The 23506-nt window shown below is 63.2% G+C and carries 25 protein-coding genes and 1 tRNA gene; 13 read left to right on the top strand and 13 right to left on the bottom strand.

The window, feature by feature from the left end:
• Positions 1–19: 19 nt before the first annotated feature.
• On the top strand, positions 20–634 hold the full coding sequence (locus RAK1035_RS18285; RefSeq protein WP_008282589.1) for a hypothetical protein: 615 nt from the start codon (positions 20–22) through the stop codon (positions 632–634).
• Between the two features lie 273 nt (positions 635–907).
• Here RAK1035_RS18285 and RAK1035_RS18290 read toward each other — a convergent pair whose 3' ends face one another.
• From RAK1035_RS18290 to gpmI, 3 genes are read right to left on the bottom strand one after another with little or no spacing between them, the layout of a single operon-like run.
• Positions 908–2248, bottom strand: coding sequence for a S41 family peptidase (locus RAK1035_RS18290; RefSeq protein ID WP_008282590.1), 1341 nt, complete (start codon positions 2246–2248; stop codon positions 908–910).
• A 3-nt stretch (positions 2249–2251) separates the two neighbouring features.
• Positions 2252–3391, bottom strand: coding sequence for a murein hydrolase activator EnvC family protein (locus RAK1035_RS18295; RefSeq protein ID WP_008282591.1), 1140 nt, complete (start codon positions 3389–3391; stop codon positions 2252–2254).
• On the bottom strand, positions 3388–4902 hold the full coding sequence (gpmI, locus tag RAK1035_RS18300) for a 2,3-bisphosphoglycerate-independent phosphoglycerate mutase (RefSeq protein WP_112303116.1): 1515 nt from the start codon (positions 4900–4902) through the stop codon (positions 3388–3390). The genes RAK1035_RS18295 and gpmI overlap by 4 nt, the downstream gene beginning before the upstream one ends.
• A 234-nt stretch (positions 4903–5136) precedes the next feature.
• Between gpmI and RAK1035_RS18305 the strand changes: the two genes are divergently transcribed.
• Genes RAK1035_RS18305 through cbiB form a run of 3 tightly spaced genes read left to right on the top strand, consistent with a single transcriptional unit; the run spans position 5137 to position 7363 of the window.
• Positions 5137–5517, top strand: a complete 381-nt coding sequence (locus tag RAK1035_RS18305; RefSeq protein ID WP_037297500.1) for a DUF1636 family protein — start codon at positions 5137–5139, stop codon at positions 5515–5517.
• 5 nt (positions 5518–5522) lie between these two features.
• Positions 5523–6467, top strand: a complete 945-nt coding sequence (gene cobD, locus RAK1035_RS18310) for a threonine-phosphate decarboxylase CobD (protein ID WP_008280338.1) — start codon at positions 5523–5525, stop codon at positions 6465–6467.
• A 14-nt stretch (positions 6468–6481) separates the two neighbouring features.
• Positions 6482–7363 carry an adenosylcobinamide-phosphate synthase CbiB gene (gene cbiB / locus RAK1035_RS18315; protein WP_008280339.1) on the top strand — a complete coding sequence of 294 codons (882 nt, stop codon included), beginning with the start codon at positions 6482–6484 and terminating at the stop codon, positions 7361–7363.
• A 4-nt stretch (positions 7364–7367) separates the two neighbouring features.
• Here cbiB and RAK1035_RS18320 read toward each other — a convergent pair whose 3' ends face one another.
• Both RAK1035_RS18320 and RAK1035_RS18325 read right to left on the bottom strand, forming a co-directional pair.
• Entirely contained in the window at positions 7368–8015 is a 648-nt protein-coding gene (locus RAK1035_RS18320) for a GntR family transcriptional regulator (RefSeq protein WP_008280340.1), read from the bottom strand.
• Positions 8016–8045: 30 nt separating this feature from the next.
• Positions 8046–8738: a M48 family metallopeptidase gene (locus RAK1035_RS18325; protein ID WP_008280341.1), complete on the bottom strand. Its 693-nt coding sequence runs from the start codon at positions 8736–8738 to the stop codon at positions 8046–8048.
• A 113-nt stretch (positions 8739–8851) separates the two neighbouring features.
• On the opposite strand from RAK1035_RS18325, the gene RAK1035_RS18330 reads away from it, so the two are divergent.
• The 5 genes from RAK1035_RS18330 to RAK1035_RS18350 all read left to right on the top strand — a co-directional run bounded on the left by RAK1035_RS18330 (position 8852) and on the right by RAK1035_RS18350 (position 10893).
• Positions 8852–9178 carry a TIGR02300 family protein gene (locus RAK1035_RS18330; protein WP_008280342.1) on the top strand — a complete coding sequence of 109 codons (327 nt, stop codon included), beginning with the start codon at positions 8852–8854 and terminating at the stop codon, positions 9176–9178.
• Positions 9179–9262: 84 nt separating this feature from the next.
• Positions 9263–9338 (top strand) — tRNA-Ala (locus tag RAK1035_RS18335).
• A 294-nt stretch (positions 9339–9632) separates the two neighbouring features.
• Positions 9633–9923, top strand: coding sequence for a 50S ribosomal protein L28 (gene rpmB / locus RAK1035_RS18340; RefSeq protein ID WP_008280343.1), 291 nt, complete (start codon positions 9633–9635; stop codon positions 9921–9923).
• A gap of 102 nt (positions 9924–10025) precedes the next feature.
• Positions 10026–10373, top strand: coding sequence for a hypothetical protein (locus RAK1035_RS18345; RefSeq protein WP_008280344.1), 348 nt, complete (start codon positions 10026–10028; stop codon positions 10371–10373).
• Positions 10374–10416: 43 nt separating this feature from the next.
• On the top strand, positions 10417–10893 hold the full coding sequence (locus tag RAK1035_RS18350; RefSeq protein ID WP_008280345.1) for a copper chaperone PCu(A)C: 477 nt from the start codon (positions 10417–10419) through the stop codon (positions 10891–10893).
• 127 nt (positions 10894–11020) lie between these two features.
• Here RAK1035_RS18350 and RAK1035_RS18355 read toward each other — a convergent pair whose 3' ends face one another.
• The 3 genes from RAK1035_RS18355 to ubiA form a co-directional block, all read right to left on the bottom strand.
• The gene (locus RAK1035_RS18355; RefSeq protein WP_008280346.1) at positions 11021–11356 is read right to left on the bottom strand and encodes a hypothetical protein; all 336 of its coding nucleotides are present in this window, start codon (positions 11354–11356) and stop codon (positions 11021–11023) included.
• The gene (locus RAK1035_RS18360; RefSeq protein WP_008280347.1) at positions 11353–13260 is read right to left on the bottom strand and encodes an OmpA family protein; all 1908 of its coding nucleotides are present in this window, start codon (positions 13258–13260) and stop codon (positions 11353–11355) included. Before RAK1035_RS18360 ends, RAK1035_RS18355 begins: the two co-directional genes overlap by 4 nt.
• A gap of 62 nt (positions 13261–13322) precedes the next feature.
• Complete coding sequence (gene ubiA, locus RAK1035_RS18365; RefSeq protein ID WP_008280348.1) at positions 13323–14288, bottom strand: 4-hydroxybenzoate octaprenyltransferase; 966 nt, start codon at positions 14286–14288, stop codon at positions 13323–13325.
• A gap of 11 nt (positions 14289–14299) precedes the next feature.
• On the opposite strand from ubiA, the gene RAK1035_RS18370 reads away from it, so the two are divergent.
• The 3 genes from RAK1035_RS18370 (at position 14300) to RAK1035_RS18380 (ending at position 16989) form a co-directional block, all read left to right on the top strand.
• Positions 14300–15031, top strand: coding sequence for a 16S rRNA (uracil(1498)-N(3))-methyltransferase (locus RAK1035_RS18370; RefSeq protein ID WP_008280349.1), 732 nt, complete (start codon positions 14300–14302; stop codon positions 15029–15031).
• Entirely contained in the window at positions 15028–15555 is a 528-nt protein-coding gene (locus RAK1035_RS18375; RefSeq protein ID WP_008280350.1) for a hypothetical protein, read from the top strand. Before RAK1035_RS18370 ends, RAK1035_RS18375 begins: the two co-directional genes overlap by 4 nt.
• Positions 15556–15618: 63 nt before the next feature.
• The gene (locus RAK1035_RS18380; RefSeq protein WP_008280351.1) at positions 15619–16989 is read left to right on the top strand and encodes a glutamate--cysteine ligase; all 1371 of its coding nucleotides are present in this window, start codon (positions 15619–15621) and stop codon (positions 16987–16989) included.
• Positions 16990–16997: 8 nt separating this feature from the next.
• Here the strand turns inward: RAK1035_RS18380 and RAK1035_RS18385 are convergent, their stop codons facing one another.
• Positions 16998–18221, bottom strand: coding sequence for an MFS transporter (locus RAK1035_RS18385; RefSeq protein ID WP_008280352.1), 1224 nt, complete (start codon positions 18219–18221; stop codon positions 16998–17000).
• A gap of 157 nt (positions 18222–18378) precedes the next feature.
• On the opposite strand from RAK1035_RS18385, the gene RAK1035_RS18390 reads away from it, so the two are divergent.
• Positions 18379–19362, top strand: a complete 984-nt coding sequence (locus tag RAK1035_RS18390; protein WP_008280353.1) for a KpsF/GutQ family sugar-phosphate isomerase — start codon at positions 18379–18381, stop codon at positions 19360–19362.
• Positions 19363–19369: 7 nt separating this feature from the next.
• Here the strand turns inward: RAK1035_RS18390 and RAK1035_RS18395 are convergent, their stop codons facing one another.
• The 4 genes from RAK1035_RS18395 to RAK1035_RS18410 are packed head-to-tail and all read right to left on the bottom strand — an operon-like array spanning position 19370 to position 23476.
• Positions 19370–21469 (bottom strand): molybdopterin-binding protein, encoded by a 2100-nt coding sequence (locus tag RAK1035_RS18395; protein ID WP_008280354.1) that lies wholly within the window; start codon positions 21467–21469, stop codon positions 19370–19372.
• The gene (gene mobB / locus RAK1035_RS18400; protein WP_008280355.1) at positions 21466–21957 is read right to left on the bottom strand and encodes a molybdopterin-guanine dinucleotide biosynthesis protein B; all 492 of its coding nucleotides are present in this window, start codon (positions 21955–21957) and stop codon (positions 21466–21468) included. The genes RAK1035_RS18395 and mobB overlap by 4 nt, the downstream gene beginning before the upstream one ends.
• The gene (mobA, locus tag RAK1035_RS18405; protein ID WP_008280356.1) at positions 21954–22589 is read right to left on the bottom strand and encodes a molybdenum cofactor guanylyltransferase MobA; all 636 of its coding nucleotides are present in this window, start codon (positions 22587–22589) and stop codon (positions 21954–21956) included. The genes mobB and mobA overlap by 4 nt, the downstream gene beginning before the upstream one ends.
• Positions 22586–23476, bottom strand: a complete 891-nt coding sequence (locus tag RAK1035_RS18410) for a formate dehydrogenase accessory sulfurtransferase FdhD (RefSeq protein ID WP_008280357.1) — start codon at positions 23474–23476, stop codon at positions 22586–22588. The genes mobA and RAK1035_RS18410 overlap by 4 nt, the downstream gene beginning before the upstream one ends.
• Positions 23477–23506 lie beyond the last annotated feature (30 nt).

Genomic DNA, 23506 nt, shown 5'->3' on the forward strand with positions numbered 1-23506 from the left:
CCCGCGCTGAGGGTATGTAATGCGGTCATTGGTTCTGGCGCTTGCCGCCTCTCTCACGCTGGCGGGATGTTCGGCGGAATCGGTCTGGGCACCGGATGAAGAGGTGGCGCGCGCCGCCTATCGCCATGATGGCCCGCCGCGCCTGACCCTTTATACGATGATCAACAATAGTAACGGTTCTGGCGCGCATACCTCGCTGATGGTCAACGGATCGCAGCGGGTGATTTTTGATCCTGCGGGATCCTTCAACAAGGCCAAGCACCTACCCGAGCGCAATGATGTTCTCTTTGGGATCAATCCTCAGGTCGAGGATGTCTATACCCGCTACCATGCACGCGAGACCTTTCGGGTGCAGATACAGAAACTCGACGTCTCGCCGGAATTGGCCGAACGCGCGCTGCAACTGGTAAAGGCCAACGGACCGGTGCCGCAGGCACAATGCTCGTTCGCCACGTCGCGCATTCTGGCAGAGCTTTTTCCCAGCCAGATTCCCACCTCTTGGTATCCGCGCAAAACCGCCGAGGCCTTTGGCCAAATCCCCGGCGTGACCGAGCAGACGCTGTACGAATACGACAGCGACGACAATTCCAATGTCCTCGCCGCTTGGGACCCGCAGCGCGCCAAGGCACAGTGATCCGCACAAAAGGCTTGGCCTGAGTCGTCTCGGGCCATGCGATGCGTCCTGAAATGTCCTAGATGATCTTCGCACGAGTGGTCGTAGGGCCAAATCCGCTTGCCTGAGATGTGGCGCTCTCGGCACCATCTCGTGGCAACGCCGCCCGTGGGGATTGGGGCAAAAGACAGCACTATCCCCCTGCCAGATGCAGAGCCGCCGCCCCCCCCAAACAGAAAACCCCGCCCGCACAAGGCGGACGGGGCTTTGATTTCGTGGAATTGAGCGAGGGGGTTATTCCGGCTGGCCCCCAGCCATAACCGAGAGACCGCGCAGGATATCAATGGCATAGGCCAGTTGATAATCATCTTCGCGCAGCTTGGCCGCCAGTTCGGCCCGTGCCCGATCTTCTTCGATCTGCTTGATCTCATCCTCGGTCAGGCTGTCATTGTTCAGGCGTCCACGAAGATCGGCCTCAGAGCGGTCGGGACGATTCGTGGTCTCTTCCTCCTCGGTCTGCGGCGCGCGCGGCGGCTGCTCGACAAGAATGTCAGGGCTCACACCAAGCGCCTGAATAGAGCGGCCCGATGGCGTGTAATACCGCGACGTGGTCAAGCGCATTGCGCCGTTCCCCCTCAGCGGCATGACCGTCTGCACCGAGCCTTTGCCAAAGCTCTTGGTGCCCACAACGATAGCCCGGTGATGATCCTGCAACGCACCTGCCACGATTTCTGAAGCGCTCGCAGAACCGCCATTGATCAAAACCACGATCGGCTTGCCATTGGCCAGGTCGCCGGGCGTGGCATTAAAGCGCTCGCCATCCTGCGGGTTGCGGCCTCTTGTGCTTACGATCTCGCCCTTGTCCAGAAACGCATCCGAAACTTTGATCGCCTGCGTAAGCAGGCCACCCGGATTGTTGCGCAGATCAAGGATGATGCCGCTCACCTCATCTTCGCCGCCCAATTCCTCGATCTTTTCGGCAAGGCCACTTGCAAGATTGGCATAGGTTTGATCGTTGAATGTGGTCACGCGCAGAACAACCGCATCTTGTTCGGCACGCGCGCGCACCGCCGTCAGTTTGATCGTGTCGCGGATGATCGAGACGTCAAACGGTTCCGGCGACCCCTCACGCACCACGGTGATAAGGATCTCGCTACCTACCGGCCCGCGCATCAGATCCACCGCCTCGTCAAGCGTCAGACCCAAAACGCTGGCCCCATCGACATGGGTGATAAAATCGCCCGCCTCGATACCCGCCTGATCCGCCGGGGTGCCATCCATGGGCGAGACCACCTTGACGAAGCCATCCTCTTGCGTGACCTCGATCCCCAAACCGCCGAATTCGCCACGCGTCTGCACCTGCATGTTCTCGGCATCATCGGGCGAGAGATAGCTGGAATGCGGATCAAGCGAGGTCAACATGCCGTTGATCGCCGCCTCGATAAGCTCCTTGGTTTCAACCTCTTCGACATATTGCGCGCGGATGCGTTCAAAAATATCTCCAAACAGATCAAGCTGTTCGTAGACGTTATTGGTCGTCTCGGCCTCCTGCGCCAACAGCGGGGCGGCCACCTGTGTCGTTACCACGGCGCCGGTCAAAATGCCGGCAGAGGCAGCCATCAGGAATTTTTTCATGTCTCAACCATCCTTATCGGTCTTGAACCACGTGAGCGGGTCCACTGGAGAATTGTCTTGCCGCACCTCAATATAGAGCGTCTGCGTGCGTCTGGCACCCGTATCCTGCACATTGGCGGCAAGTAGCAGATCACCTTCGGTGCCCGCACCCCCCATAAGCCCCACTGGGCTACCGCCCGGCAGGACCTGCCCTGCCTGACCATAAACAACATCAAGGCCCGCAAACACCAGCAAAATCCCCGCCTGTGGTTCCAGAATGATCACATTTCCGTAGTCAAGCAAAGGACCGCGATAGCGCACGGTCGCGGCACTGGGCGAAGTGACAAGGGCACGCGGGCGCGTGGCCAATAGAATGCCGGGGCGTGCAATCCCGGCGGCGTCTGCCTCGCCCGCGCGGCGCAGGATCACCCCTTCGGCAGGCAGCGGCAGCGCGCCTTTGCGCGCCGTGATATCAGGTAGGCTACCCGGTGCCTCATCTACCGCAATCTCGCTGAGACCACTGGCGAACCCCTCCAGCGTCTCGGTCGAGGCGATCAGCAACGCGGTCCTGACCGGGTCCTCGGTAAAGCGGCGCGGCAGGTCTGTGCGCTCGGCCATGGCGGTACTGAGCGCGGTGCGCGCCTCTTGCACGCCTTCCAGCCCCTCTTGCAGCTTGTCTGCCGCACTTTGCTGAAGCACACGCAGCACGCTCAACTCCTGCACCTTGTCGCGCAGTTCGAGCGCGCGCGCATCCAGCGCCGGTGCAACCTCGGACAGGATCATACCCGCCCGCGCCGTGCCAACCGGCCCCGATGGATGCATCAGCAGCACCGGCACCGGCGCACTGCCCATGCCCGAGAGCACGCCCAGCAACTGCGCAATCTCGGCCTCGCGCGCCTGCAATTCGGCCCCAAGTGACTGTTCGCGCAGTGATGCCCGGCGCAGCCCGTCGCGCATCGCCTCAAGCCCATCCTCATAGGCCGAAATCACTTGGGTCAGGGCCTTGACCCGGTTCTGTGCGCCCTCTGCCTCGGCCAGGGCCTCGGCGGCAAGGCTGAGCTGTTCACTGGCCGCCCGTGCTGCAGCCGCAGGGTCCTGCGCCAAAGCGGGCGAAAGCGTGCCACAGAGCAGAAATACAGCGCAACAGGTGGGCAAAAACCTCATGTCAGCAGGGTCTCCCCGGTCATTTCCACCGGTTGTTGCAGCCCCATTAGCTGCAACACCGTCGGTGCGAGATCCGCCAACCGCCCCCCCGCACGCAGGCCCGCCCCCTCTGGCCCACCCAACAAGATCACTGGAACGGGGTTGAGCGTGTGGGCGGTATGCGGCCCGCCGGTTTCAGGATCGACCATCACTTCGCAATTGCCGTGATCCGCCGTGACAATCATCGTGCCGCCCACTTCTGCGAGCGCCGCGACAACCTTGCCAAGCCCTCGGTCCACAGCCTCGCAGGCTGCCATAGCCGCCTTGAGATCGCCGGTATGGCCGACCATATCGGGATTGGCGTAGTTCACCACGATCAGATCATAGCGCCCTCGGATCGCCGCGACCAGCCGGGTCGTCACCTCGTCGGCGGACATCTCGGGCTTGAGATCATACGTCGCGACATTGGGCGAGGGGGCCATGTAACGATCCTCGCCCGGCTCCGGTTGCTCTTTGCCCCCGTTCAGGAAAAAGGTCACATGCGGATACTTCTCGGTCTCGGCCAGATGAAACTGGCAAAGCCCGTGTTGCGCCACCCATTCAGCAAGAGTGTTGACGATGTCGCGCGAGGGAAAAACTGTATCGAACCACGCAGTATGCGCCTCGGAATACTCCACCATCCCAAGCAGCGCCGCCCACTGAGGACACTCTCCCCGCTCGAATGCGGCAAAGGCCGGATCGGCAACCGCTTGCAGGATTTCGCGAGAGCGGTCAGCGCGAAAGTTGAGACAAAAGAGACCATCGCCATCTCGCGCGCCAGCGTAATCGCCAATCACCGTCGCGGTGATGAATTCGTCGGTCTCGGACCGCGCATAGGCATTGGTGATTGCCATCCGCGGATCGGGGCAGCGCAGGCCGCGCCCTGAAACAATCGCCTCATAGGCTTCTTGAACGCGCGACCAGCGGTTGTCACGGTCCATGGCAAAGTAGCGCCCCGTGACGGTGGCGATACGCACCTCCGGCGGCATCAAGTAGCGCAAGGCCTCCAACTGCACCCGCGCCGATTTCGGGGCCACGTCCCGCCCGTCGGTCATGGCATGAAGCAGAACCGGCACGCCCGCTTCGGTCAGGGCACGCGCCGCCGCCGCGATGTGATTGAGATGCCCATGCACCCCGCCATCTGACATCAGCCCCAGAAGATGTGCGCGCCCGCCACTCGCCTTCATCTTGGCAATAAAGCCCTGCAAGGCGGTGTTTGAAAAGAAGGATCGATCGTCAATGGACAGGTCGATCTGGCCCAGATCCATCGCCACAACGCGCCCCGCGCCGATATTGGTGTGACCCACCTCGGAATTGCCCATCTGCCCGCGCGGCAGGCCCACATCCGGGCCATGGGTGATCAATGTGGCATGGGGGCACGTGGCCATCAACTGGTCGAAAACAGGCGTCTGCGCCAGATGCGGCGCATTGGCATGGGGGCTGTCGCTCAGCCCCCAACCATCAAGGATGCACAGGACGACGGGTTTCGGCATGCTTTCTCCTGACCTTCGTGTTGCCGCCTTCTAGCCTGTCGGGACCGCAGGGTGAAGGTGCTTTGCAATCGCGCCGCAATCCGGCGGAAACCTGTCGCGCCTCGCACGGTTCGTCTTCGTGCCGCGCTCTATCAGAGCGCTACGGTCCAACGTCACGCAGGCGGCCCCCTCAGGATGCTTGCGAAGGCGGCGGAATTCCGCTTGAACGGGCCAGCGGACAAGGAAAGGCACAAAATGACAACCTGGATCACCATCTGCGACACCTGCAAACGCGAGGATTGGGACGCCGCCACGCACAGCCGCCCACATGGCGAAGATCTTGCCGCCCTCGTCGAGCGCGCGGCAGAAGGCCATCCCAACGTCCGCACGCGCCGGGTGGCCTGTCTCATGGGCTGCGGCAAGGGCTGTAACGTCGCCATTCAGAGCGCGGGCAAGCTGGCCTATACCTTGGGCGATTTCACCCCCGAGAGTGACGCCGCCGAAGCGATTGTCGCCTATGCCGCGCTGCATGCCGACAGCGCGACAGGGCAAGTGCCCTACAAACAATGGCCGCAGGGGGTAAAGGGGCATTTCGTATCCCGACACCCCCCTCTGCCCACCGAACCAGAGGTCTGAGGACCATGCAACGGGATCACGGCGGCGGCCTTGACGCGGCGCGGGCAGACTATGGCGGGGCGCGGGCCGATTGGCTTGACCTGTCGACAGGGATCAACCCCCTGCCCTACCCGGTCGAGATCACATCCCCCGAGGCTTGGACCGCCCTGCCCGACCGCGCCGCGCAAGAGGCACTGACCACGGCCGCACGGGTATTTTGGCAGGTGCCCGATGAGGCGGCGGTGCTGGCCGCGCCCGGTGCCTCTGCTCTGATCGCGCGCCTGCCGGGGCTGCGCGCGCCCGGTTCGGTGCACATCCCCGGCCCCACCTACAATGAACACGCCGCCAGCTTTCGCGCCCATGGCTGGCAGGTGATCGACACTCGCAACCCTGACACCCCCGTAGATGCACGGGTCATGGTGCACCCCAACAATCCCACCGGGCAATTTTACGGCGCGCAGGATCTGGACGCCCCCCTGACCGTGATCGACGAAAGTTTCTGCGATGTGGCTCCGGATCGCTCGCTGGTGCGCTGTGCAACACGGCCAAGGGTGATCGTGCTCAAGAGTTTCGGCAAGTTCTGGGGGCTGGCGGGGCTGCGGCTTGGCTTTGCCATCGGCGCGCGCGACGATCTGGACCGTCTCGCCGAAATGCTGGGGCCTTGGCCTGTCTCTGGCCCGGCGCTGGACATCGGGACGCGGGCGCTCCGCGATCTGGACTGGGCGCGCGAAACGCGGGTGCGCCTGAATGAAGAGGCCGCGCACCTCGACGCGCTGATGTGGCGCGCCGGGGCCGAGGCGGTCGGCGGCTGTGCTCTGTTCCGGCTATACCGGGTCAACTCTGCGCAGGCGTGGCACGAGCGGTTGGCGAAACACCGCATCCTCATCCGGGTGTTTCCCTATGCAGAGGATCTGATCCGTCTGGGCTTGCCGGGGCCGGATGGCTGGGCACGGCTCGAGGCGGCACTGTGATCCTTGTATGGGCAATGCTGCTCGATGCAGCCTTGGGCGAACCACGTTGGCTCTGGGATCGGCTGCCGCATCCGGCGGTTCTGATGGGGCGTGCAGTGGGCTGGTGCGACCGGGTGCTCAACCGCGGCGTGGCGCGGCGCGCGCGGGGTATTGCGGCCATGACCGGGCTCGGGGTCTTGGCCCTAGGACTCGGATGGGCCTTGGCGCAACTTGGCCCCGTTGTCGAGGTCATCGTTGCCGCGATCCTTTTGGCGCAACGCTCGCTTGTGGATCACGTGGCAGCCGTGGCGCGGGGCTTGCGTCTTTCCTTGGGCGACGGGCGGCACGCGGTGGCACAGATCGTGGGGCGCGACACGGCGGCGATGCAGCCCTCGGATGTGGCGCGCGGGGCCATCGAATCAGCCGCTGAAAACCTCAGCGACGGGGTCATCGCACCTGCCTTCTGGTTTCTGATCGGGGGGCTGCCGGGGCTCATGCTCTACAAGATCACAAATACCGCCGACAGCATGATCGGCTATCGCACACCGCGACATGAGGCCTTTGGCTGGGCGGCGGCGCGATTCGACGATCTGCTCAATCTGGCACCCGCACGCCTGACGGCCGCGCTGATCCTCGCCACTCACGGGCTCTGGTGGCAATGGGATCAGGTCGCGCGCGAAGCGCGCCAACACCGCTCGCCCAATGCTGGCTGGCCCGAGGCCGCGATGGCGCGGGCCTTGGGCGTGGCCCTGTCCGGCCCCCGCTCTTACCACGGCACGCGCCAGGAGTTTCCCTATGTGAACGCGACCGGGCAACGTGACATCGGCGCGGCAGAGATTGAGGCCGCCTGCGGCGCGCTCTGGCGGGCGTGGGGCGCGGCTCTGGCTTTGGTGGCGGTCTCGACGCTTCTGATCTGACGCCTTAGCCGATCAGCATCTTCAGACCTTGGGTGACATCCGAGCGCACCGCGAGACGTAGGCTCGGCTCATCCCCTGCCTTGAGGGCCGCGATGATCAACCGGTGATAATGCGGCGGGTCTTTGCGCCGCAGGCGGCCATAGAGGGCCCGCATGGTCGGACCAAGCTGAAGCCATACGGTTTCCGCCATCGCCAACATGGCCGGCGCTTGGGCGCGCAGATAGAGCGTGCGGTGAAATTCCAGATTGCGTCGGATATAGGCCACCGCGTCCTGTCGGGCGATATCCTCAGACACGCGGGCGTTGATGCTCTGGAGACGGTCAATCAGCGCGATATGCGCCCGCGGCAGCGCGCGACTGGCCAGTTCCACCTCGATCAGCGCACGCAGCGCCGCCAGCTCTTCGATCCGTTCGCTGTTGAGTTCCGGCGTAGACACGCGGCCAGAGCTGGACATGGTCAGCGCACCCTCGGCCGAAAGACGGCGCACGGCCTCACGCGCAGGCGTCATCGACACGCCGAACTCTGCGCCAATTCCCCGCAGGGTCAGTGCCTGCCCCGGAGCAATCTCGCCATGCATGATGCGCGACCGCAGACCGCGATAGACGCGGTCATGCGCAGACGGAGACGGATCGGGGCGTGGCGGCAAAAGCATGCGCCCATGTGATCACAAACTGCGCTTAGGTCAATTGCCGAAACGATACCGGTGCAGCGCCCCGCCTTCGCGCCGAAGCCAGGCGCGCCGCGTTTCATACTCGGGCATCAGTCGCGCCACTTCGGCCCAGAACGCGGGCGAATGGTTCATCTGCGCCAGATGCGCCACCTCATGCGCCGCCACATAATCCAACACAGCGGGCGGCGCGAGGATCAGCCGCCAAGAATAGCTCAGCGCCCCCGAGGCCGAACAAGACCCCCACCGCGACCGCGTGTCGCGCAGGGTCAGCCGGGTATAGCGCCGCCCCAAAAGGCCCGCGTAATGATCCGAGGCCGCCGCCAGCCGATCCCGCGCCCGCGCTTTGAGCCACCCTTCCAGACGCGCCGAAGCGCTTTCTTCTGGCCCCGGCACACAAAGTTGCCCCGGCGCGCGCTGAACACGCCGCCCACTGCCCGGCACGATTCGCAGTATCTCGCCCTCAACCGGAAGATCGCAGCCAATGCCCACAACCATCTGCCCCGGTCGCCCCTCCAGATGACCGCGCAGCCAATCAGCCCGCGACCGGGCAAAGGCCAAAGCCTCTGCCTCGCTTACACCGCGCGGAATCGTCAGGGTCACACGCCCGTCCAGCCCGGACACACGCAGCGAAATGCGCCGCGCGCGCGCACTATGGCGCAAAGTCAGGGCAACCGGGGGGTTGCCCGTCAGCAAGTGATGGCCCATATGCGCTCCTGCTCGGGGTCCGGGTGTCACCGTCAAAGGCTTTGACAGCCATTCAATGTTATGGCAGGGGACGCGGATCGTCGACAAGACCAGAGATTCAAAGGGGATCACCCATGCCCAAGGAAGAATGGGGCGTCAAGCGTATCTGCCCGACAACCGGCAAACGCTTTTACGACCTGAACAAGAACCCGATCGTCAGTCCCTACACCGGCGAGGTGGTGGAACTGTCGTCGCACAAATCGCGCTCGATGGCTCCGGACGCTGAAGATGCGGAAACGAAGAAACTGAAGGCAGGGAGCATCCTTGATGATGATGCGGATCTGCTGGATGATGATGACGTTGATGTCGAGCTGGATGATGATCTGCTCGAGGATGACGAGGACGAGGATGTGTCGCTCGACGACATCGCCGACGTGGCCTCGGACGACAACGATCTTTAATGATCGGAGGGCGGGATTTTCCACTTGATCCCGCCCGCCGCTTTGCTTAGAGAGCGGCGCACGGCCCAATGCGGCCATGGAATTGGGGCCTTAGCTCAGCTGGGAGAGCGCTTGCATGGCATGCAAGAGGTCAGGGGTTCGATCCCCCTAGGCTCCACCAATTCCCACTATAAATCACGCAACTTGCCGCCCTCCACAACCAACGGCGACCAGTTGCGTCTTTCCTGCCTGCTTCTTTATGGCCCAAATACTCTCACCGAAGGCGTAGATGGCCGCTACAATGGCCCGCGAGGGGCTGCCGCGGGATTGCGCCAAATTCAGCCCGAGAATCCCTTGACGCGCCTGTGCTTTGAGCCTAAAGACGCCAAACGGAATTCGGGGCGCTGCCTGTGGTGGTGCCCGTTTGTGTTAAGAAGGGCCAGCACGCGCCCTCAGCAAGAACGAGGATGATCTCATGTCGCGCCGCTGTGAACTGACCGGAAAAGGCCCGATGGTTGGCAATAACTCCAGCCACGCCAACAACAAGACACGTCGTCGGTATCTGCCGAACCTCAACGACGTGACCCTGCAATCCGAGACCCTGAATCGCGGCATCAAGCTGCGGATCTCGGCGCATGCCCTGCGCAGCGTCGACCATCGCGGTGGTCTGGATGCGTTTCTCGCCAAAGCCAAGGACGACGAGCTGTCGGCCTCCGCGCTGAAGGTCAAGAAAGAGATTGCCAAGGCGCAGGCCGCAACCGCCTGAACCAAAGCGTAAACTGTTTCGCGAACAGCCCTGCCCAACCGGCGGGGCTGTGCTTTTTTGTCGCTTGCCCATGCCGGGCGCGCAGGCCTATACCTCTGGCCGATGAGACCACTGCACCCGATCCTGGCCTTGGCCCTCTGCCTTGTTCTGGCCCTTACCAGCCAGAGCCTTGCCGTGGCACGCGGCATGGCACAGCCCGTAGGCAAGATCGTGCTCTGCACCGGCACAGGGCCGATCACAGTCGCGGTGGACGCAGAGGGGCAGCCCCGTGCAACGCCCCACCTCTGCCCTGATTGCTTGCCCGGTTTTGCCGTTGTGCTGGACGCGCCCCTGGCCCTTGGCCTGTGGCTGGCGTCAGAGCGGCGGATCAGCACGATTACAGTGGAACGCCATGCTGCGATGCGCAGCCTGCCCCCGAATGTCGCACGGGCACCGCCTGTGGCGGTCTGACAGCCAATTTCAGACCGTAATTCAGACATTCAAGGAGCGACCCATGTCCTTCAAATCCACCCTTCTGGCGGCCTTCGCCACAACCATCCTTGCCGTGCCCGCACTGGCCCAAGAAATCCAAGTGCTTGACACCTACGCCCGCAGCGCCAGCCCCACGGCCAAGACCGGCGCGGCCTTCATGCTGATCGAGAATATCGGCGATGCTGATGACCGCCTGATCGGCGCGGTCTCGCCCGCCGCGCAACGGGTCGAGTTGCACACCCACATCGAAGAGAGCGGCGTGATGAAGATGGTGCATGTCGAAGAAGGCTTTGCCATCACGGCAGGTGAGACGCTGGTGTTGGAACGCGGCGGCGCGCATGTAATGCTGATGGGCCTCACCGAGAGCTTTGAGCAAGGCAAGATCATACCGATAACGCTGGTGTTCGAGAAATTCGGCGAGATCGTGGTCGACGTGCCCGTCGATCTGGCGCGCAAACCAGAAGAGGGCCACGGCAAAGCGCACGGGACCAAACACTAACCGGTTTAGGCCCTCGTAAGGCATCGCAACGCAAATTTCTGATCGCCTTCAAAGTGTTTCGGCTGTTCATTGGAACGCCGAAACACTTTTTTCGCTTGATACGGCCCTGCCGAACGTCGCTAAAGTATCAGCCGACGGCGCGACCAGCCATCTTTTCAAGATGCGCGCGCAGTTGTTCAGCCTCATAGCGCGCCTCGCGCAGACCGTCCATGGTGGCGGCCAGTTCTGCCTCGGTCTGGCTGATCTGATTGGTCAACTCCGCCTCACGCTGTTGCAGATAGGTGATCGCCTGATCGCGGGTTTCTTCGGCCTCGTGCAGTTCTTGCGCCAACCGCTCCAGTTCCCCGACATCCGATCCCGGCACGCGGATAAAGCGATGTACCAGCCAATTGGCGAACCAGCCCATGCAGAACGCCACGAAAAGAACGATGGCGGTTGCGATGATGAATTCGGTTCTATTCATTCGGTTGGCGTATCCTGCGTGGTCTCTTCTGCCTCTGCACCTTCTTCCCCCGGTTCTTCAAGGCTTTCAAGCGCTGTTTGCTCATCTGGCAGTGGCTCGGGGCGGATCAGGCGAAATTCGATACGGCGGTTGGTCTCGCGGCCCTCTTCGGTCTCGTTATCAGCGATGGGCACGCTCTCGCCATAGCCCTTGGCGTCAATGCTCGATGTCAGCACGCGGCGCATGCGCAATTCGTCCAGAACCGCGCGCGCACGCGAGAGACTGAGTTGCGCGTTCATATCCTCGCCACCCTGGCTATCGGTATGGCCGCCGATTTCCATCCGAACCTCGCCGCATTTTTTCAGCACATCGGCAATGTCATCCATGATGGCAGCCCCTTGGGCATCAATCTTGGCCGATCCCGGCTCAAAGTTGATCTTGCGCTCTGCTTGGATCCCCGCGATTTGCGCCTCGCATTCTTCTGGCGTCGGAAGCCCGGCCACAGGATCAAGGGCCTCTTTATACGTCACGTCGATAGAGTATTGTTCTGCCTCGCCCAGCTTTTCCGCAAGAAACTGCGCGATTTCCGCACTGGCAGTCTTGCGGCCTGTATTGCCCTTAACGCCGATATTATCGGGCGTGACGGTCACGACACCGTTCGACAGATAGGACAAGGCTTCAAGCCCGGTCAGAACGCGGATCGGCCAATCACGCGGCAAACCCTCGGCGACCCGCGCCGTCAGATGCACCGAATCTGACGAAAACCGCGCCTTGGCAAAACTACGCACGGTCTCGCGGCTGGTCTCGCTGCCCACCCGGCCCCGAATCAGAACCTGACCTTCGGGCGACAGAGTGGCCACAAACTCTGGCGCTGCGGGCTGCGCGGCATCGGGCGGCGGCGGCAACGTGGCAGTAAGGGCAAAAACCTCAGGCAGATCGGCCTCAAGTTTGCCCGCCACATCGTCAAAGAGGCTCTGCGCCGTGCCTTCTGGCGCCAAAAGCGCTACATCGGCATCCGAAAACGTAACCGTCCCGCCGCCAAGGTCCGCGACCGCCGCGATGGCCAGTTCTGCCGCCCGCGACCACTGGGGCGAGGGCACGCCCATCCCGACCACACAGTCCGCCTTGGTCTGGATGCCAGCCTTGCCCGCAGCGCGCAAAATACCATCGCGCGCCTCTTCGGTATCCGCAGAGCAGGAGTCGAATCGCGCGCCTGTTTCGTCGATGACGAACCGCAGGGTAAATGGCGTGATCACTGGCCGCGGTGCCGAGATTGCGAGCGCCAGTCGCACATCGTCCGGGGCCGTGCGCGCCAGATCCGTCTCGATCCGGCGCTGTGCCTCTGTGCTGTCGACCATGGCCTTGATCTCGACCCTATCCGCGCTCACGGAAATCTTGGCGCGCGGCAATTTTCCCAGCGACCGCACCGCATAACGCAGCGCTGCGGGCCATGTCTCTGGATACGGGTAATCTGCGGAATCAAGCAGGTCGGCCACCGGGACGTCATCGGTCACAGACGCGATATCCGCCAAAAGCTTATTTCGGTCCGTGGCCGCAGGCACCAGCCCGATCAAGGAAATGCCGCTATCGTTGCGCAGGATTTCGATGGCAAAGCGCGGCGGCGCGATATCGGCTGCATCTTGCACCAACATCTGGTCGATCACCCGCGCTGCATCAACCACCGTGCCCGCCAGCGACAGCGCCTTGAACCGCAACGCCTCAGAGGGCGCGGTGCCCGCCAGAAAGAGTTGCAGCCCGTCCGTATCGACATCAGCCCAGACCAATCCAACCCGGTCCAGCGTGTCACGCACCGCCCGCCGAGAGCTGTCTTCAATGGCGCTCACAGCAAAGCCTGCGGCAACAACCGCAAGCACCGCTGCCCCGACAAAGGTTCCGGCGATCGTAAAGGCAGATGATAAACGCATCGGGCAATGGCCAATTTATGAGTGCTGCCCACGTCTTTAGGCGTGCGGCGACCTGAGTTCAATCACAGCAGACAAGCGACGGCGAAAAACGGCACAGGCAAGAGACCCGCATCGCGGTTAGACCGGAAAAGGTGAAGCAGGAGCGCGGTATCGTCCAACCGCAAGCGGCGCATCTGGCCTTGCATATGCCAGCCCATCATCCACGGTCCGCAGAGCGCCACAAGAAGCGCCGTCATCCGGGCGTCCGGCACCGCAAGAATAACCGCCAACGCCATCAAAGAGACAGTCGCCACCAAAAACCACCGCAGCCAGCGCGGGGAATTGTCGCCAAAGAGCCGCGCCGTGGATTTCACCCCGATAAGGGCGTCATCCTCAGCGTCCTGATGGGCATAGATCGTGTCATAAAAGAGCGTCCAGGCGATACCCGCGAGATAAAGGATCACCGCAGGTGTCTCGAGGCGTCCGGTATGGGCCGTCCAGGCCAAAAGCGCGCCCCAGTTAAAGGCAAGACCCAGAAAGACCTGCGGCCACCATGTGAACCGCTTGGCAAAGGGATAGACGGCGACCGGCAAGAGCGAGAGTATGCCAAGCACGATTGCGGCGGTGTTGAACGTCAGCAGAATCCCGAACGCAATCAGCGCCTGCACCGCCATCCAGATCAGCGCGCCGCGCACCGTGACCTGCCTCGAAGGAATAGGCCGCGAGGCCGTGCGCGCGACGGAGCCGTCGATATGCCGGTCGGTGATGTCATTCCACGTGCAGCCCGCCCCGCGCATAAGAAAGGCACCAAGACCACAGCCGATGAAGATCCACAGATCATGCCACCCCGCCTGCCCATCTGACAGCATCGCCAGCGTCAGCCCCCACCAGCAGGGCAAAAGCAAGAGCCATGTGCCAATCGGCCGATCTGCTCGGCTCAGCCGCAAATAGGGGCGCGTCGCCGCAGGGGCCAATCGGTCCACCCAATTGCCCGCATAGGCATCTGCCACCTGTCCAGTGGCCTCTGGCGTCTGGTTCTTTGCGGTCATATGTTGGCCCCATGAAAGCAGCGAAGATCAGGCTTTATGTAGAGCACCCGTTGGGGGAAGGGCAAACCATTCCTCTGACGCAACCACAGGCCCATTACCTCTTTGGGGTGATGCGGCAAGGCGTCGGTGATGCTGTGCTGCTCTTTGACGGGCGGCACGGCGAATGGCGCGCCGACGTGATCGAGGCAGGCAAACGCGGCGGGGTGTTGCAGGTGGCAGAGCAGACAGCTCCGCAGCGCGATCCGCCGGATCTTTGGCTCTTGTTCGCCCCGATCAAAAAGGCGCGGACCGATTTCATCGTCGAGAAAGCCGCCGAGATGGGGGCTGCGCGGATCATCCCTGTGCAGACCGAGTTCACCAATGCCGAACGCATCCGACAGGACCGCCTTCAGGCCCATGCCGTCGAGGCCGCCGAGCAATGCGGCGGCACCTTTGTGCCCGAAGTCGGCGATCTGCACCGCCTTGACCGGATGCTTGCGGACTGGCCCAAGGACCGGCAGTTGATGTTTTGCGATGAAGGGCTGGCGGGCCACGCGGCAACGCTTGCCGGTGATTTGCCGCGCGGCGCGCCTTGGGCCATCCTGATCGGCCCCGAGGGCGGGTTTTCAGAGGCCGAGCGCGCGCGCCTCGCGGCGCTGCCGCAGGCGCATGCCGTCAGCCTTGGGCCTCGCATCCTGCGCGCCGATACGGCGGCGGTGGCGGCAATGACGCTCTGGCAACGCGCTTTAGGGGATTGGACATGAGCTTTATTCGCCCGCAAGCGCGCGCTGCTCTCTGGCGCTGGCGCGAAGTGCTCAGCGGTGTCGGGTTGGCAGCACTTGGGCTTTGGTGGGGGATTGGCAGCTATGGCCTTTTGCAATGGCTGGGCTACGCGCTCTTGATCCTTGCCGGGGCAGTACTGGTGATGGGGCTGCAACGCGCGCGATTTCGCGCAGGCGCGGGCGGCCCCGGCGTGGTGCAGGTGGACGAGGGGCAAGTCGCCTATTTCGGGCCTCTGACGGGGGGCGTTGTGGCCATTCGCGATCTTGACGCGCTTACTCTCGATCCCACAGGCAAGCCGCCACATTGGGTGCTAAGCATAGATGGCGCGCCCGCGCTGCATATCCCGCTCAACGCCGAAGGGGCCGAAGCGCTCTTTGACGCCTTCGCCGCCCTGCCCGGCCTGCGCACCGAACATATGCTGGCGCAGATGCGCCGCCTACCCGATCACCCAACCGTGATTTGGCAGAACCCGCAAAGCGCGGTCTCGCACCTTAGGCTGCATTGACAGTCCGTGTGTTTGCCGCCAACTGTGTCGCCCGAGACAATGCCCTGATCAGGAGGCCCGAATATGTCTATCCCACAATCCGGCGGCGGGCCGATCGAACGCCATGAGCAACTTGCAGAATATCTGGCAAGTGGTTGCAAACCCAAGCAAGATTGGCGCATTGGCACCGAGCATGAAAAGTTCGGCTATTGCAAGGACACGCTGCGCCCCATTCCCTACGAGGGGCCGCGCAGCGTATTGGCGGTGCTTGAAGGGCTGCGCGATGTGCATGGCTGGTCGCCCGTAGAAGAGGGCGGCAAGCTCATCGGCTTGGAAAAGGACGGGGCGAATGTCAGCCTCGAGCCGGGCGGTCAACTAGAGCTTTCGGGTGCGCCGATTGAGACCATTCACCAGACCTGCGACGAGGTGAACGACCACCTGCGCGAGGTCAAGGACATCGCCGACAAAGTAGGCGTGGGCTTTATCGGCCTGGGTGCTGCCCCGATCTGGATGCATGACGACATGCCGCTCATGCCCAAGGGCCGCTACAAGCTGATGGACAGCTATATGCAGAAAGTCGGCACCATGGGGCGCACCATGATGCGCCGCACCTGCACCGTGCAGGTCAATCTCGATTTCTCCTCAGAACCCGACATGGTGCAGAAACTGCGCGTGGCGCTGGCCTTGCAGCCGGTGGCAACAGCCCTTTTCGCCAATTCGCCGTTTTTCGAGGGCAAGCCCAATGGGCACAAAAGCTGGCGCGCCCGCGTCTGGCGCGATCTTGATCCCGCGCGCACCGGCATGTTGCCCTTTGTGTTCGAAGAGGGTTTCGGGTTTGAGGCCTATGCCGATTACGCGCTCGATGTGCCGATGTATTTCGTCTATCGCGACGGCAAGTATATCGACGCTCTGGGGCAGTCGTTCCGCGATTTCCTGCGCGGTGAACTTCCTGCCCTGCCCGGCGAGAAACCAACGTTGAGCGATTGGGCCGATCACCTGACCACCACCTTCCCCGAGGCGCGGATCAAGAAATTCATGGAGATGCGCGGGGCCGATGGTGGCCCGTGGCGCAGGCTCTGTGCGCTGCCTGCCTTCTGGGTGGGGTTGATGTATGACCAATCCGCACTTGATGCGGCATGGGACGTCTGCAAGGGCTGGGATGCCGAGACGCGCGATGCGCTGCGGGTGGCGGCCAGTGTGGACGGGCTTCAGGCGCGGGTGGGCGACATCCACATGCACGAACTGGCCCGCGAGGTTCTCAACATCTCTGAGGCGGGCCTTAAGGCGCGCGCGCGGTCGGGCGGCGGCGGCATGATCCCCGACGAGACCCATTTCCTCAATGCGCTGCGCGAAAGCGTCGAGACCGGCAAGGCCCCCGCGGATGAATTGCTCGACCGGTATAATAGCGATTGGGCGGGTGATCTTAGCCGGATTTACGCTGACTACAGCTATTAACCGCCTGTTCAGGCTGGCAGCGGGCTGCCCGTTCTGGTCCGGGTGCGCATCAGGATCAGAACCATGATCCCGATGTTGAGGAAATTCCAAGCAATGCCGTTGAGAAACGCCATGTGATAGCTGCCGGTCAGGTCATAAATCCAGCCCGACATCCAGCCGCCAATCGCCATCCCGGCGATGGTTGCCATCATCACAAATCCCACGCGCCGCCCAGCCTCGGCACTGGGCATATACTCTCGCACGATCACCGCATAGCTGGGCACGATGCCGCCCTGCGCCAAGCCAAAGACAAGGCTGACAACATAAAGCGAGGTTAGCCCACCCGAGGGCAGGTAGAGGAACAGCGCCAGACATTGCAGCGCCGAACCGATCAAAAGCGTGCGCACGCCCCCCAACCGATCCGCAAGCAGGCCTGAGACCAGACGCGATGCAACCCCGCCCAAAAGCATGAGCGACAGCATCTGTGACCCCACGGCAGGGCCATAACCCAGATCAACGCAATAGCTTACGATATGGACCTGCGGCATCGACATCGCCACGCAGCAGCCCACCCCGGCAAGGCCCAGAAGCAAGGCCAGAGTGCGCGGCGACAGCCCCGTCGCCCCAGCACGGGCCGAAGACAGGCTGTCAGCATGGGCGCGCGCCGCCAAAGGCACCCGGCGTCGCAACAACAGCGCAAGCGGGATCACCCCTGCCACCGTGACGACCGCCAGCACCATATAAACCGCCCGCCACCCCTGCTCTGCCAGAATACCGGCAAGGATCACCGGCCAAATTGCCCCTGACAGGTAATTGCCGCTGGCGGTGATCGCCACAGCAATCCCGCGCCGCTTTAGAAACCAGAGCGAGACATCGGCAATCAGCGGCCCGAAACTGGCGGCAGATCCGAAACCGATCATGAATTGAAGCGTCGAAAGCAACAAAACCGTGGGGCTCATCGCAGCCAGGGCCGTCGCAGTGGAGATCAGAAGCGCTGACCCGATCAGCGCCGCCGTGACACCAAAACGGTCCACCACCCGCCCGATACCAAGGTTGCCCAGCGCAAACCCCACCATGGTCAGCGTATAGGGCATAGAGGCCGCCGCGCGGTCGACGCCAAACTCGGCCTGCATGGCGGGCATGACCACGATGATGGACCACATACCGGCATTGCCGATCATGGCAATGGCCAAAGACACGCCAAGGCGTGTCCAGGCATAGCGGCTGTCGAGAAGGGCGGTATCGGCGTTCATGGCGCGACGATAGGACGGCGCGCAGAGACTGACCAGATGGAAAAGAGCGGCCTTCAACGGGTTGTGATGGGGCGGCATTTTGCTGCAATCTCTATCCCGTGCTTGGCCCGGCGCGCGCGACAGGCTAACACTTGCCGCAAAAAGGAGGGCTCAGCCCATGTCGACCGCCAAGACCCAAACCGGGACCCAGATCGAAACCCCGACCGAGATTGCCCGCGACGTCATCCGGATCGAGGCCGAGGCTCTCAGCGCCCTCCACGCGGACCTGCCCATCGACTTCGATGCAGTGGTGACGCGCCTTCTTGAGGTCAAGGGTCGGGTCATCGTCTCTGGCATGGGGAAATCTGGCCATATCGCCGCCAAGATCGCGGCAACCATGGCCAGCACTGGCACGCCGGCGCAATATGTCCATCCGGGCGAGGCAAGCCATGGCGATCTGGGCATGATCACACGGGAAGATGCGCTGATCCTGATCTCCAACTCTGGCGAAACCCGGGAACTGGCCGATATCATTGCCCATAGCCGCCGCTTTGCGATCCCTCTCATCGCCATAACCAAAAAACCCGACAGTACCCTTGGACAACAGGCCGATTTCCGTCTGACCCTGCCCAATGCCCCCGAGGCCTGCGCCATCGGCATGGCCCCCACCACAAGCACCACCTGCACGCTGGCCTTGGGCGATGCTCTGGCTGTGGCGATGATGCGGCTGCGGGGCTTTGAGCGCGAGAATTTTCTGGCCTTTCACCCCGGCGGCACGCTGGGCGCGCAGCTTTTGCGCGTCTCTTCGGTCATGCACAGCGGCGCGGCCCTGCCCGTGGTCAGCGCCGAGACCCCGATGGGCGAAACCTTGATCGAGATGACGGCCAAGGGCTTTGGCGTGGCGGCCGTGGTCGAGGAAGGTCGGCTAATGGCGGTGATCACCGATGGCGATTTGCGGCGCAACCTATCAGACCTCATGGCACGCACCGCCGGAGAGGTGGCCACCCGCAACCCCCGCAGCATCCTGCCCGAGGCGCTCTTGTCCGAGGCTTTGGGCGTGATGAACACCCACAAGATCAGCGCGCTCTTTGCCGTGGATGAGAGCGGGCAATTGCGCGGCCTCGTGCATATCCATGACATCCTGCGCGCCGGGGTCGCCTGATCCCGGATCAGGCGCTCAGAAAGCTCGCATAGGGGATATAGCGCACCGGATCACCCGGCTGAATGGTCACCGCACCGTCAGGCAATTCCACCAGACCTTCGGCCCAGCTTAGGCCACTGATCCGCCCCGAGCCTTCCGAGGCGAAAACCTCTGCCCGCCCCTCACGGATCCGCGCGCGCAGATATTCACGGCGGCCCGGTTTCTTGCGTTTCTCAAAACCGGCGGGCACGTGAAATCCCTGCGGCACAGACCAGCCCGCTCCGGACAAGAGCCGCAACGCAGGCCGCGCAAAGATCAGCGCACAGACAAGGGCCGCCACCGGATTGCCCGGCAGGCCAAAAACCGGCACGCCCCGCCAGAGGCCAAGCGCCAAGGGCCGCCCCGGTTTCAGGGCGATACGCCATTCGGCCATGGCCCCCGCCTCATTCAACAAGGCCGATACATGATCCTCATCGCCCGACGACGCGCCGCCAGAGGTGAGAATGGCATCCGAATCTTCCGCCGCACGATCCAACGCAGCGCGAAGCGCTGCGCGGTCATCGGCAATACGCCCCAGATCAAGCGGCGCATAGCCCATCTGCTCCACAAGACCCAAAAGCATAGGACGGTTTGCATCATAGATCTGGCCGGGTCGGGCGGGATGACCGGCCTCTACCAGTTCATCGCCAGTGGAGATGACCGCGACGCGCAGCTGTTCATGCACTGGCAGATCCGCCACGCCCACAGCGGCGCAAAGCGCCAGATCGGCAGGGCTAATCACACGGCCCGGCGCAAGTACCGGCGCATCTGCCGCCACATCCTCGCCCGCGCGGCGTGTATTGGCACCGGGCTTTAGCCCCGCACGAAACGCGATACGCCCCGCGCCCAAGGTCACATCCTCTTGCAGGATCACGGTATCAACGCCCTCAGGCAGCGCAGCCCCCGTCAGCACGCGCACCGCATGGCCGGGGGGCACGCTGTCGGGATAGGGCACACCAGCGGCGGCGCGCCCCTCAACGAGCGGCAGCGTTTGATCGCCAGCGGTCAGGCTTGCATGGGCAAAGCCATAGCCATCCACGGCGGTATTCGCCTCGGGCGGGTTGGCGCGCAGCGCGGTGACGGGTGCGGCCAGAACGCGGCCCAAGGCCTGCGCCAGCGGCGCGCGGGTCTGGCCCACCACGGGACGCAGCCGATCTTGCAAAAGCGCCAATGCGTCATCGACCGGCGTCCAATCCACGCCCGCAGGCAGTGCAAAACAATCATTCCGCAGGGGCGGCGGTTTGAGCACGTCGTCACATGCGGCAATCAACGCCGCCTCATATCCCAAACCCAGAATCCAGCCTTCTTCCGGCGCATCCACCGCCAGCATTTCGGCCAGTTGCTCCTGAGGTAAACGCGCCAACGCGCGCGCCATCAGCCGCACCTGATGCGCATCCCGGATCTCGCCCAAGGGTTTGACAGCGGCATTGATCAGCCCCGGCCAGATTTCGACCAGCGCCACGGGCTTGTCCAACACCTCGAACGGCCAGACAGACACTTGCCCGTAAAACCTGCGTCTGAGCCGGTTAAGCACCGGCAGCCCGGTCAGAACCTGCCCACCCACGGCCCCCGCGCCCCCCATCTGCCAGCAGGTGAAGGCCCCCGGTGCCCGCGCCTCAGCCGCGCGCTTCTCAGCCATGCCATGGCCTGCGCGCGTGTCCTTGCGCGGCAATCCGTCAATCTCGCGCTTCAACCCGTTGAACCAGAATGGCCCCACGCCGGGAAAGCGCCCGTTGATCTCGCCCGCCACATCAAAGCGGTTATTGCCGCCCGGTGCATCCTCGATCACCGTTTCCAGCCAGTCCCAGACGGCAAAGGGATTGTCGCAGCCAGTCAAACCTCGGGCAAACCCCGCCGGAAAGCCAAAGGGAAAATCCACCCCGATCAAAAGCCTGCGCCCCGCCGCAAGCTCTGCCGCAATCAGGGCCACTAGCGCCGCCTCGGCCTCGGCCCGGTTGCGCAGATAGGTCGGGGCCTCATCCACCCCGTCGCGTGTCACCCCTAGCCAGATCGCATCCCGACACGGGCGCGCCCCGGTGTCGTTGCCGCCCGACCAATCCAGCATCGCAAACGTGTCAAACCGGTTCACAACGCCACCTCCGCCAAGATGAAATCGGCAATTGCCTTGGTGTCGTTAAGGTCGAACAGAGGCCGGTCGATCGTCAACGCCGTATCGCTCGCCACGGCGCGGATGGTGGGATCATCGGTGGCAATCAGCGGATTGCCGGTTTCGGCGCGAAACGCCTCGACCTTGGGATGGCGATCACGCTTGTAGCCCTCGACCAACACCAGATCGACGGGGGAGAGTTTCTGCAAGAGAGATTCAAGCGTCGGTTCGCCCTCTTCGCGCAGTTCATGCATCAGGGCAAAGCGGTTACGCGAGGCCAAGAGCACCTCGGTCGCGCCCGCCACGCGGTGGCGGTGACTGTCCTTGCCCGGTTGGTCCACGTCAAAGGTGTGATGCGCGTGTTTCACAGTGGAAACCGTATAGCCGCGCCCCGTGATCTCGGCCACCAGCCGCTCCATCAGCCCGGTCTTGCCCGCGTTCTTCCAGCCGGTGACGCCATAAATCCTCATGCTGATAGTCTCCTGCGTGCCGCGTCCAGATCCTCGGGCGTATTGACGTTGAAAAAGGGATCGAGCGCGTCGTCAAATACCGCCTCGCGCCCGTCATGTTTGTCGGTCCAGAGCACCACCTTGCGCAGCCCGTCCAACAGCGCCGCGCGCAGATCATGCCGCAGCGCCGTGGGCCAGAGGCCAAAGGTGGGATGGCGGATCAAACCGCTGCAGCTCATGGATTTGGTCTCGGTGTCACCGCGCGGGGTGGCGGCAAGAACGAGGGGATGGGTCATGCCCTCTGCCACGCCTGTCAGATGCGCCACAAGATCGGTCGGGAAAAACGGCGTGTCGGCGGCGACGGTGACGATAGAGTCGGCCCCCTGCCCCGCAGCCCAATCAAGACCGGCCAGAACGCCCACCAGCGGCCCGGCGAAACCGGGGATGGGATCGGGCAGCACCGGCAGGCCAAAGGCCGCAAAGCGGGCGGGCTCGCCATTGGCGTTGAGCGCCATCGCCCCCACCTGAGGGCCCAGACGGTCAATCACATGCGCAAGGATCGGGCGCTCATCAAGGGCCAACAGCCCCTTGTCGCCGCCGCCCATGCGCGTGGCCTGCCCGCCGGCAAGGATAACACCAAGGGACTCGGTCATTCGTCGGCCCCTTTGCGGCGGTGTTTTTTCTCCTCATCGCCCACGCTCTCGGGGTCCGCATCCCGCAACAGGCGGTCATCCCCCGCAAGACAGACAAAGCGCTTGCCGCGCATCCGGCCAATCAGCGTCAGCCCCACCTGGCGCGCGATTTCCACGCCCCACGCGGTAAAGCCAGAGCGAGAGGCAAGCACCGGTATCCCCATCATCGCGGTCTTGATCACCATTTCCGAGGTCAAACGCCCGGTGGTGTAAAGCAACTTATCCCCCGCATCGACACCCTCGCTCAGCATCCAGCCCGCGATCTTGTCCACGGCGTTGTGGCGGCCCACATCCTCCATATAGACCAGCGGGCGGTTGCCTTGACAAAGCACGGTGCCGTGAATCGCCCCCGCCTCAAGATAGAGCGACGGCGTGCGGTTGATCACACTGGCCAAGGCATAAAGATCCGAGGTCTTGACCGTCACGGCAGGCAGGGTCACGCCCTCCAGCCCCTCCATCATATCGCCAAAGACCGTGCCCACGGCACAGCCGCTGGTGCGGGTCTTTTTCTTGAGCTTTTCCTCGTAACTGGTCTGACCATCGGTGCGCACGACGACGGTGTCCAACTCTTCGTCGTAATCCACGCCCAAGACCGTCTCTTGCGGCCCCAGCATCCCCTGATTGCGCAGGAAACCAAGCGCCAGATATTCAGGGTAATCGCCAATCGTCATGGCAGTCACGATTTCCTGCGCATTGAGGAAAATCGTCAAGGGGCGCTCCTCGACCACCGAAATCTGCGTGCGGTTGCCCTCGTGATCCATGCCCTCGACCGCGCGCGTAAGGCGCGGGGCGGCAGGATCGGGCGCGATGAGATAAGACAGGAGGTCCTCGGTCGTGGCCAATTGCATCTCCTTCTGGCATTGGATAGGCGGTGTCAG

The organism is Roseovarius sp. AK1035 (assembly GCF_003288315.1).
Lineage (GTDB): Bacteria > Pseudomonadota > Alphaproteobacteria > Rhodobacterales > Rhodobacteraceae > Roseovarius > Roseovarius mucosus_A.

Excerpts from the sequence above, each read along its gene's own strand:
- RAK1035_RS18285 (WP_008282589.1), top strand. The coding sequence starts at position 20 with ATGCGGTCATTGGTTCTGGCGCTTGCCGCCTCTCTCACGCTGGCGGGA.
- RAK1035_RS18290 (WP_008282590.1), bottom strand. The coding sequence starts at position 2,248 with ATGAAAAAATTCCTGATGGCTGCCTCTGCCGGCATTTTGACCGGCGCC.
- RAK1035_RS18295 (WP_008282591.1), bottom strand. The coding sequence starts at position 3,391 with ATGAGGTTTTTGCCCACCTGTTGCGCTGTATTTCTGCTCTGTGGCACG.
- gpmI (WP_112303116.1), bottom strand. The coding sequence starts at position 4,902 with ATGCCGAAACCCGTCGTCCTGTGCATCCTTGATGGTTGGGGGCTGAGC.
- RAK1035_RS18305 (WP_037297500.1), top strand. The coding sequence starts at position 5,137 with ATGACAACCTGGATCACCATCTGCGACACCTGCAAACGCGAGGATTGG.
- cobD (WP_008280338.1), top strand. The coding sequence starts at position 5,523 with ATGCAACGGGATCACGGCGGCGGCCTTGACGCGGCGCGGGCAGACTAT.
- cbiB (WP_008280339.1), top strand. The coding sequence starts at position 6,482 with ATGCTGCTCGATGCAGCCTTGGGCGAACCACGTTGGCTCTGGGATCGG.
- RAK1035_RS18320 (WP_008280340.1), bottom strand. The coding sequence starts at position 8,015 with ATGCTTTTGCCGCCACGCCCCGATCCGTCTCCGTCTGCGCATGACCGC.
- RAK1035_RS18325 (WP_008280341.1), bottom strand. The coding sequence starts at position 8,738 with ATGGGCCATCACTTGCTGACGGGCAACCCCCCGGTTGCCCTGACTTTG.
- RAK1035_RS18330 (WP_008280342.1), top strand. The coding sequence starts at position 8,852 with ATGCCCAAGGAAGAATGGGGCGTCAAGCGTATCTGCCCGACAACCGGC.
- rpmB (WP_008280343.1), top strand. The coding sequence starts at position 9,633 with ATGTCGCGCCGCTGTGAACTGACCGGAAAAGGCCCGATGGTTGGCAAT.
- RAK1035_RS18345 (WP_008280344.1), top strand. The coding sequence starts at position 10,026 with ATGAGACCACTGCACCCGATCCTGGCCTTGGCCCTCTGCCTTGTTCTG.
- RAK1035_RS18350 (WP_008280345.1), top strand. The coding sequence starts at position 10,417 with ATGTCCTTCAAATCCACCCTTCTGGCGGCCTTCGCCACAACCATCCTT.
- RAK1035_RS18355 (WP_008280346.1), bottom strand. The coding sequence starts at position 11,356 with ATGAATAGAACCGAATTCATCATCGCAACCGCCATCGTTCTTTTCGTG.
- RAK1035_RS18360 (WP_008280347.1), bottom strand. The coding sequence starts at position 13,260 with ATGCGTTTATCATCTGCCTTTACGATCGCCGGAACCTTTGTCGGGGCA.
- ubiA (WP_008280348.1), bottom strand. The coding sequence starts at position 14,288 with ATGACCGCAAAGAACCAGACGCCAGAGGCCACTGGACAGGTGGCAGAT.
- RAK1035_RS18370 (WP_008280349.1), top strand. The coding sequence starts at position 14,300 with ATGAAAGCAGCGAAGATCAGGCTTTATGTAGAGCACCCGTTGGGGGAA.
- RAK1035_RS18375 (WP_008280350.1), top strand. The coding sequence starts at position 15,028 with ATGAGCTTTATTCGCCCGCAAGCGCGCGCTGCTCTCTGGCGCTGGCGC.
- RAK1035_RS18380 (WP_008280351.1), top strand. The coding sequence starts at position 15,619 with ATGTCTATCCCACAATCCGGCGGCGGGCCGATCGAACGCCATGAGCAA.
- RAK1035_RS18385 (WP_008280352.1), bottom strand. The coding sequence starts at position 18,221 with ATGAACGCCGATACCGCCCTTCTCGACAGCCGCTATGCCTGGACACGC.
- RAK1035_RS18390 (WP_008280353.1), top strand. The coding sequence starts at position 18,379 with ATGTCGACCGCCAAGACCCAAACCGGGACCCAGATCGAAACCCCGACC.
- mobB (WP_008280355.1), bottom strand. The coding sequence starts at position 21,957 with ATGAGGATTTATGGCGTCACCGGCTGGAAGAACGCGGGCAAGACCGGG.
- mobA (WP_008280356.1), bottom strand. The coding sequence starts at position 22,589 with ATGACCGAGTCCCTTGGTGTTATCCTTGCCGGCGGGCAGGCCACGCGC.
- RAK1035_RS18410 (WP_008280357.1), bottom strand. The coding sequence starts at position 23,476 with ATGCAATTGGCCACGACCGAGGACCTCCTGTCTTATCTCATCGCGCCC.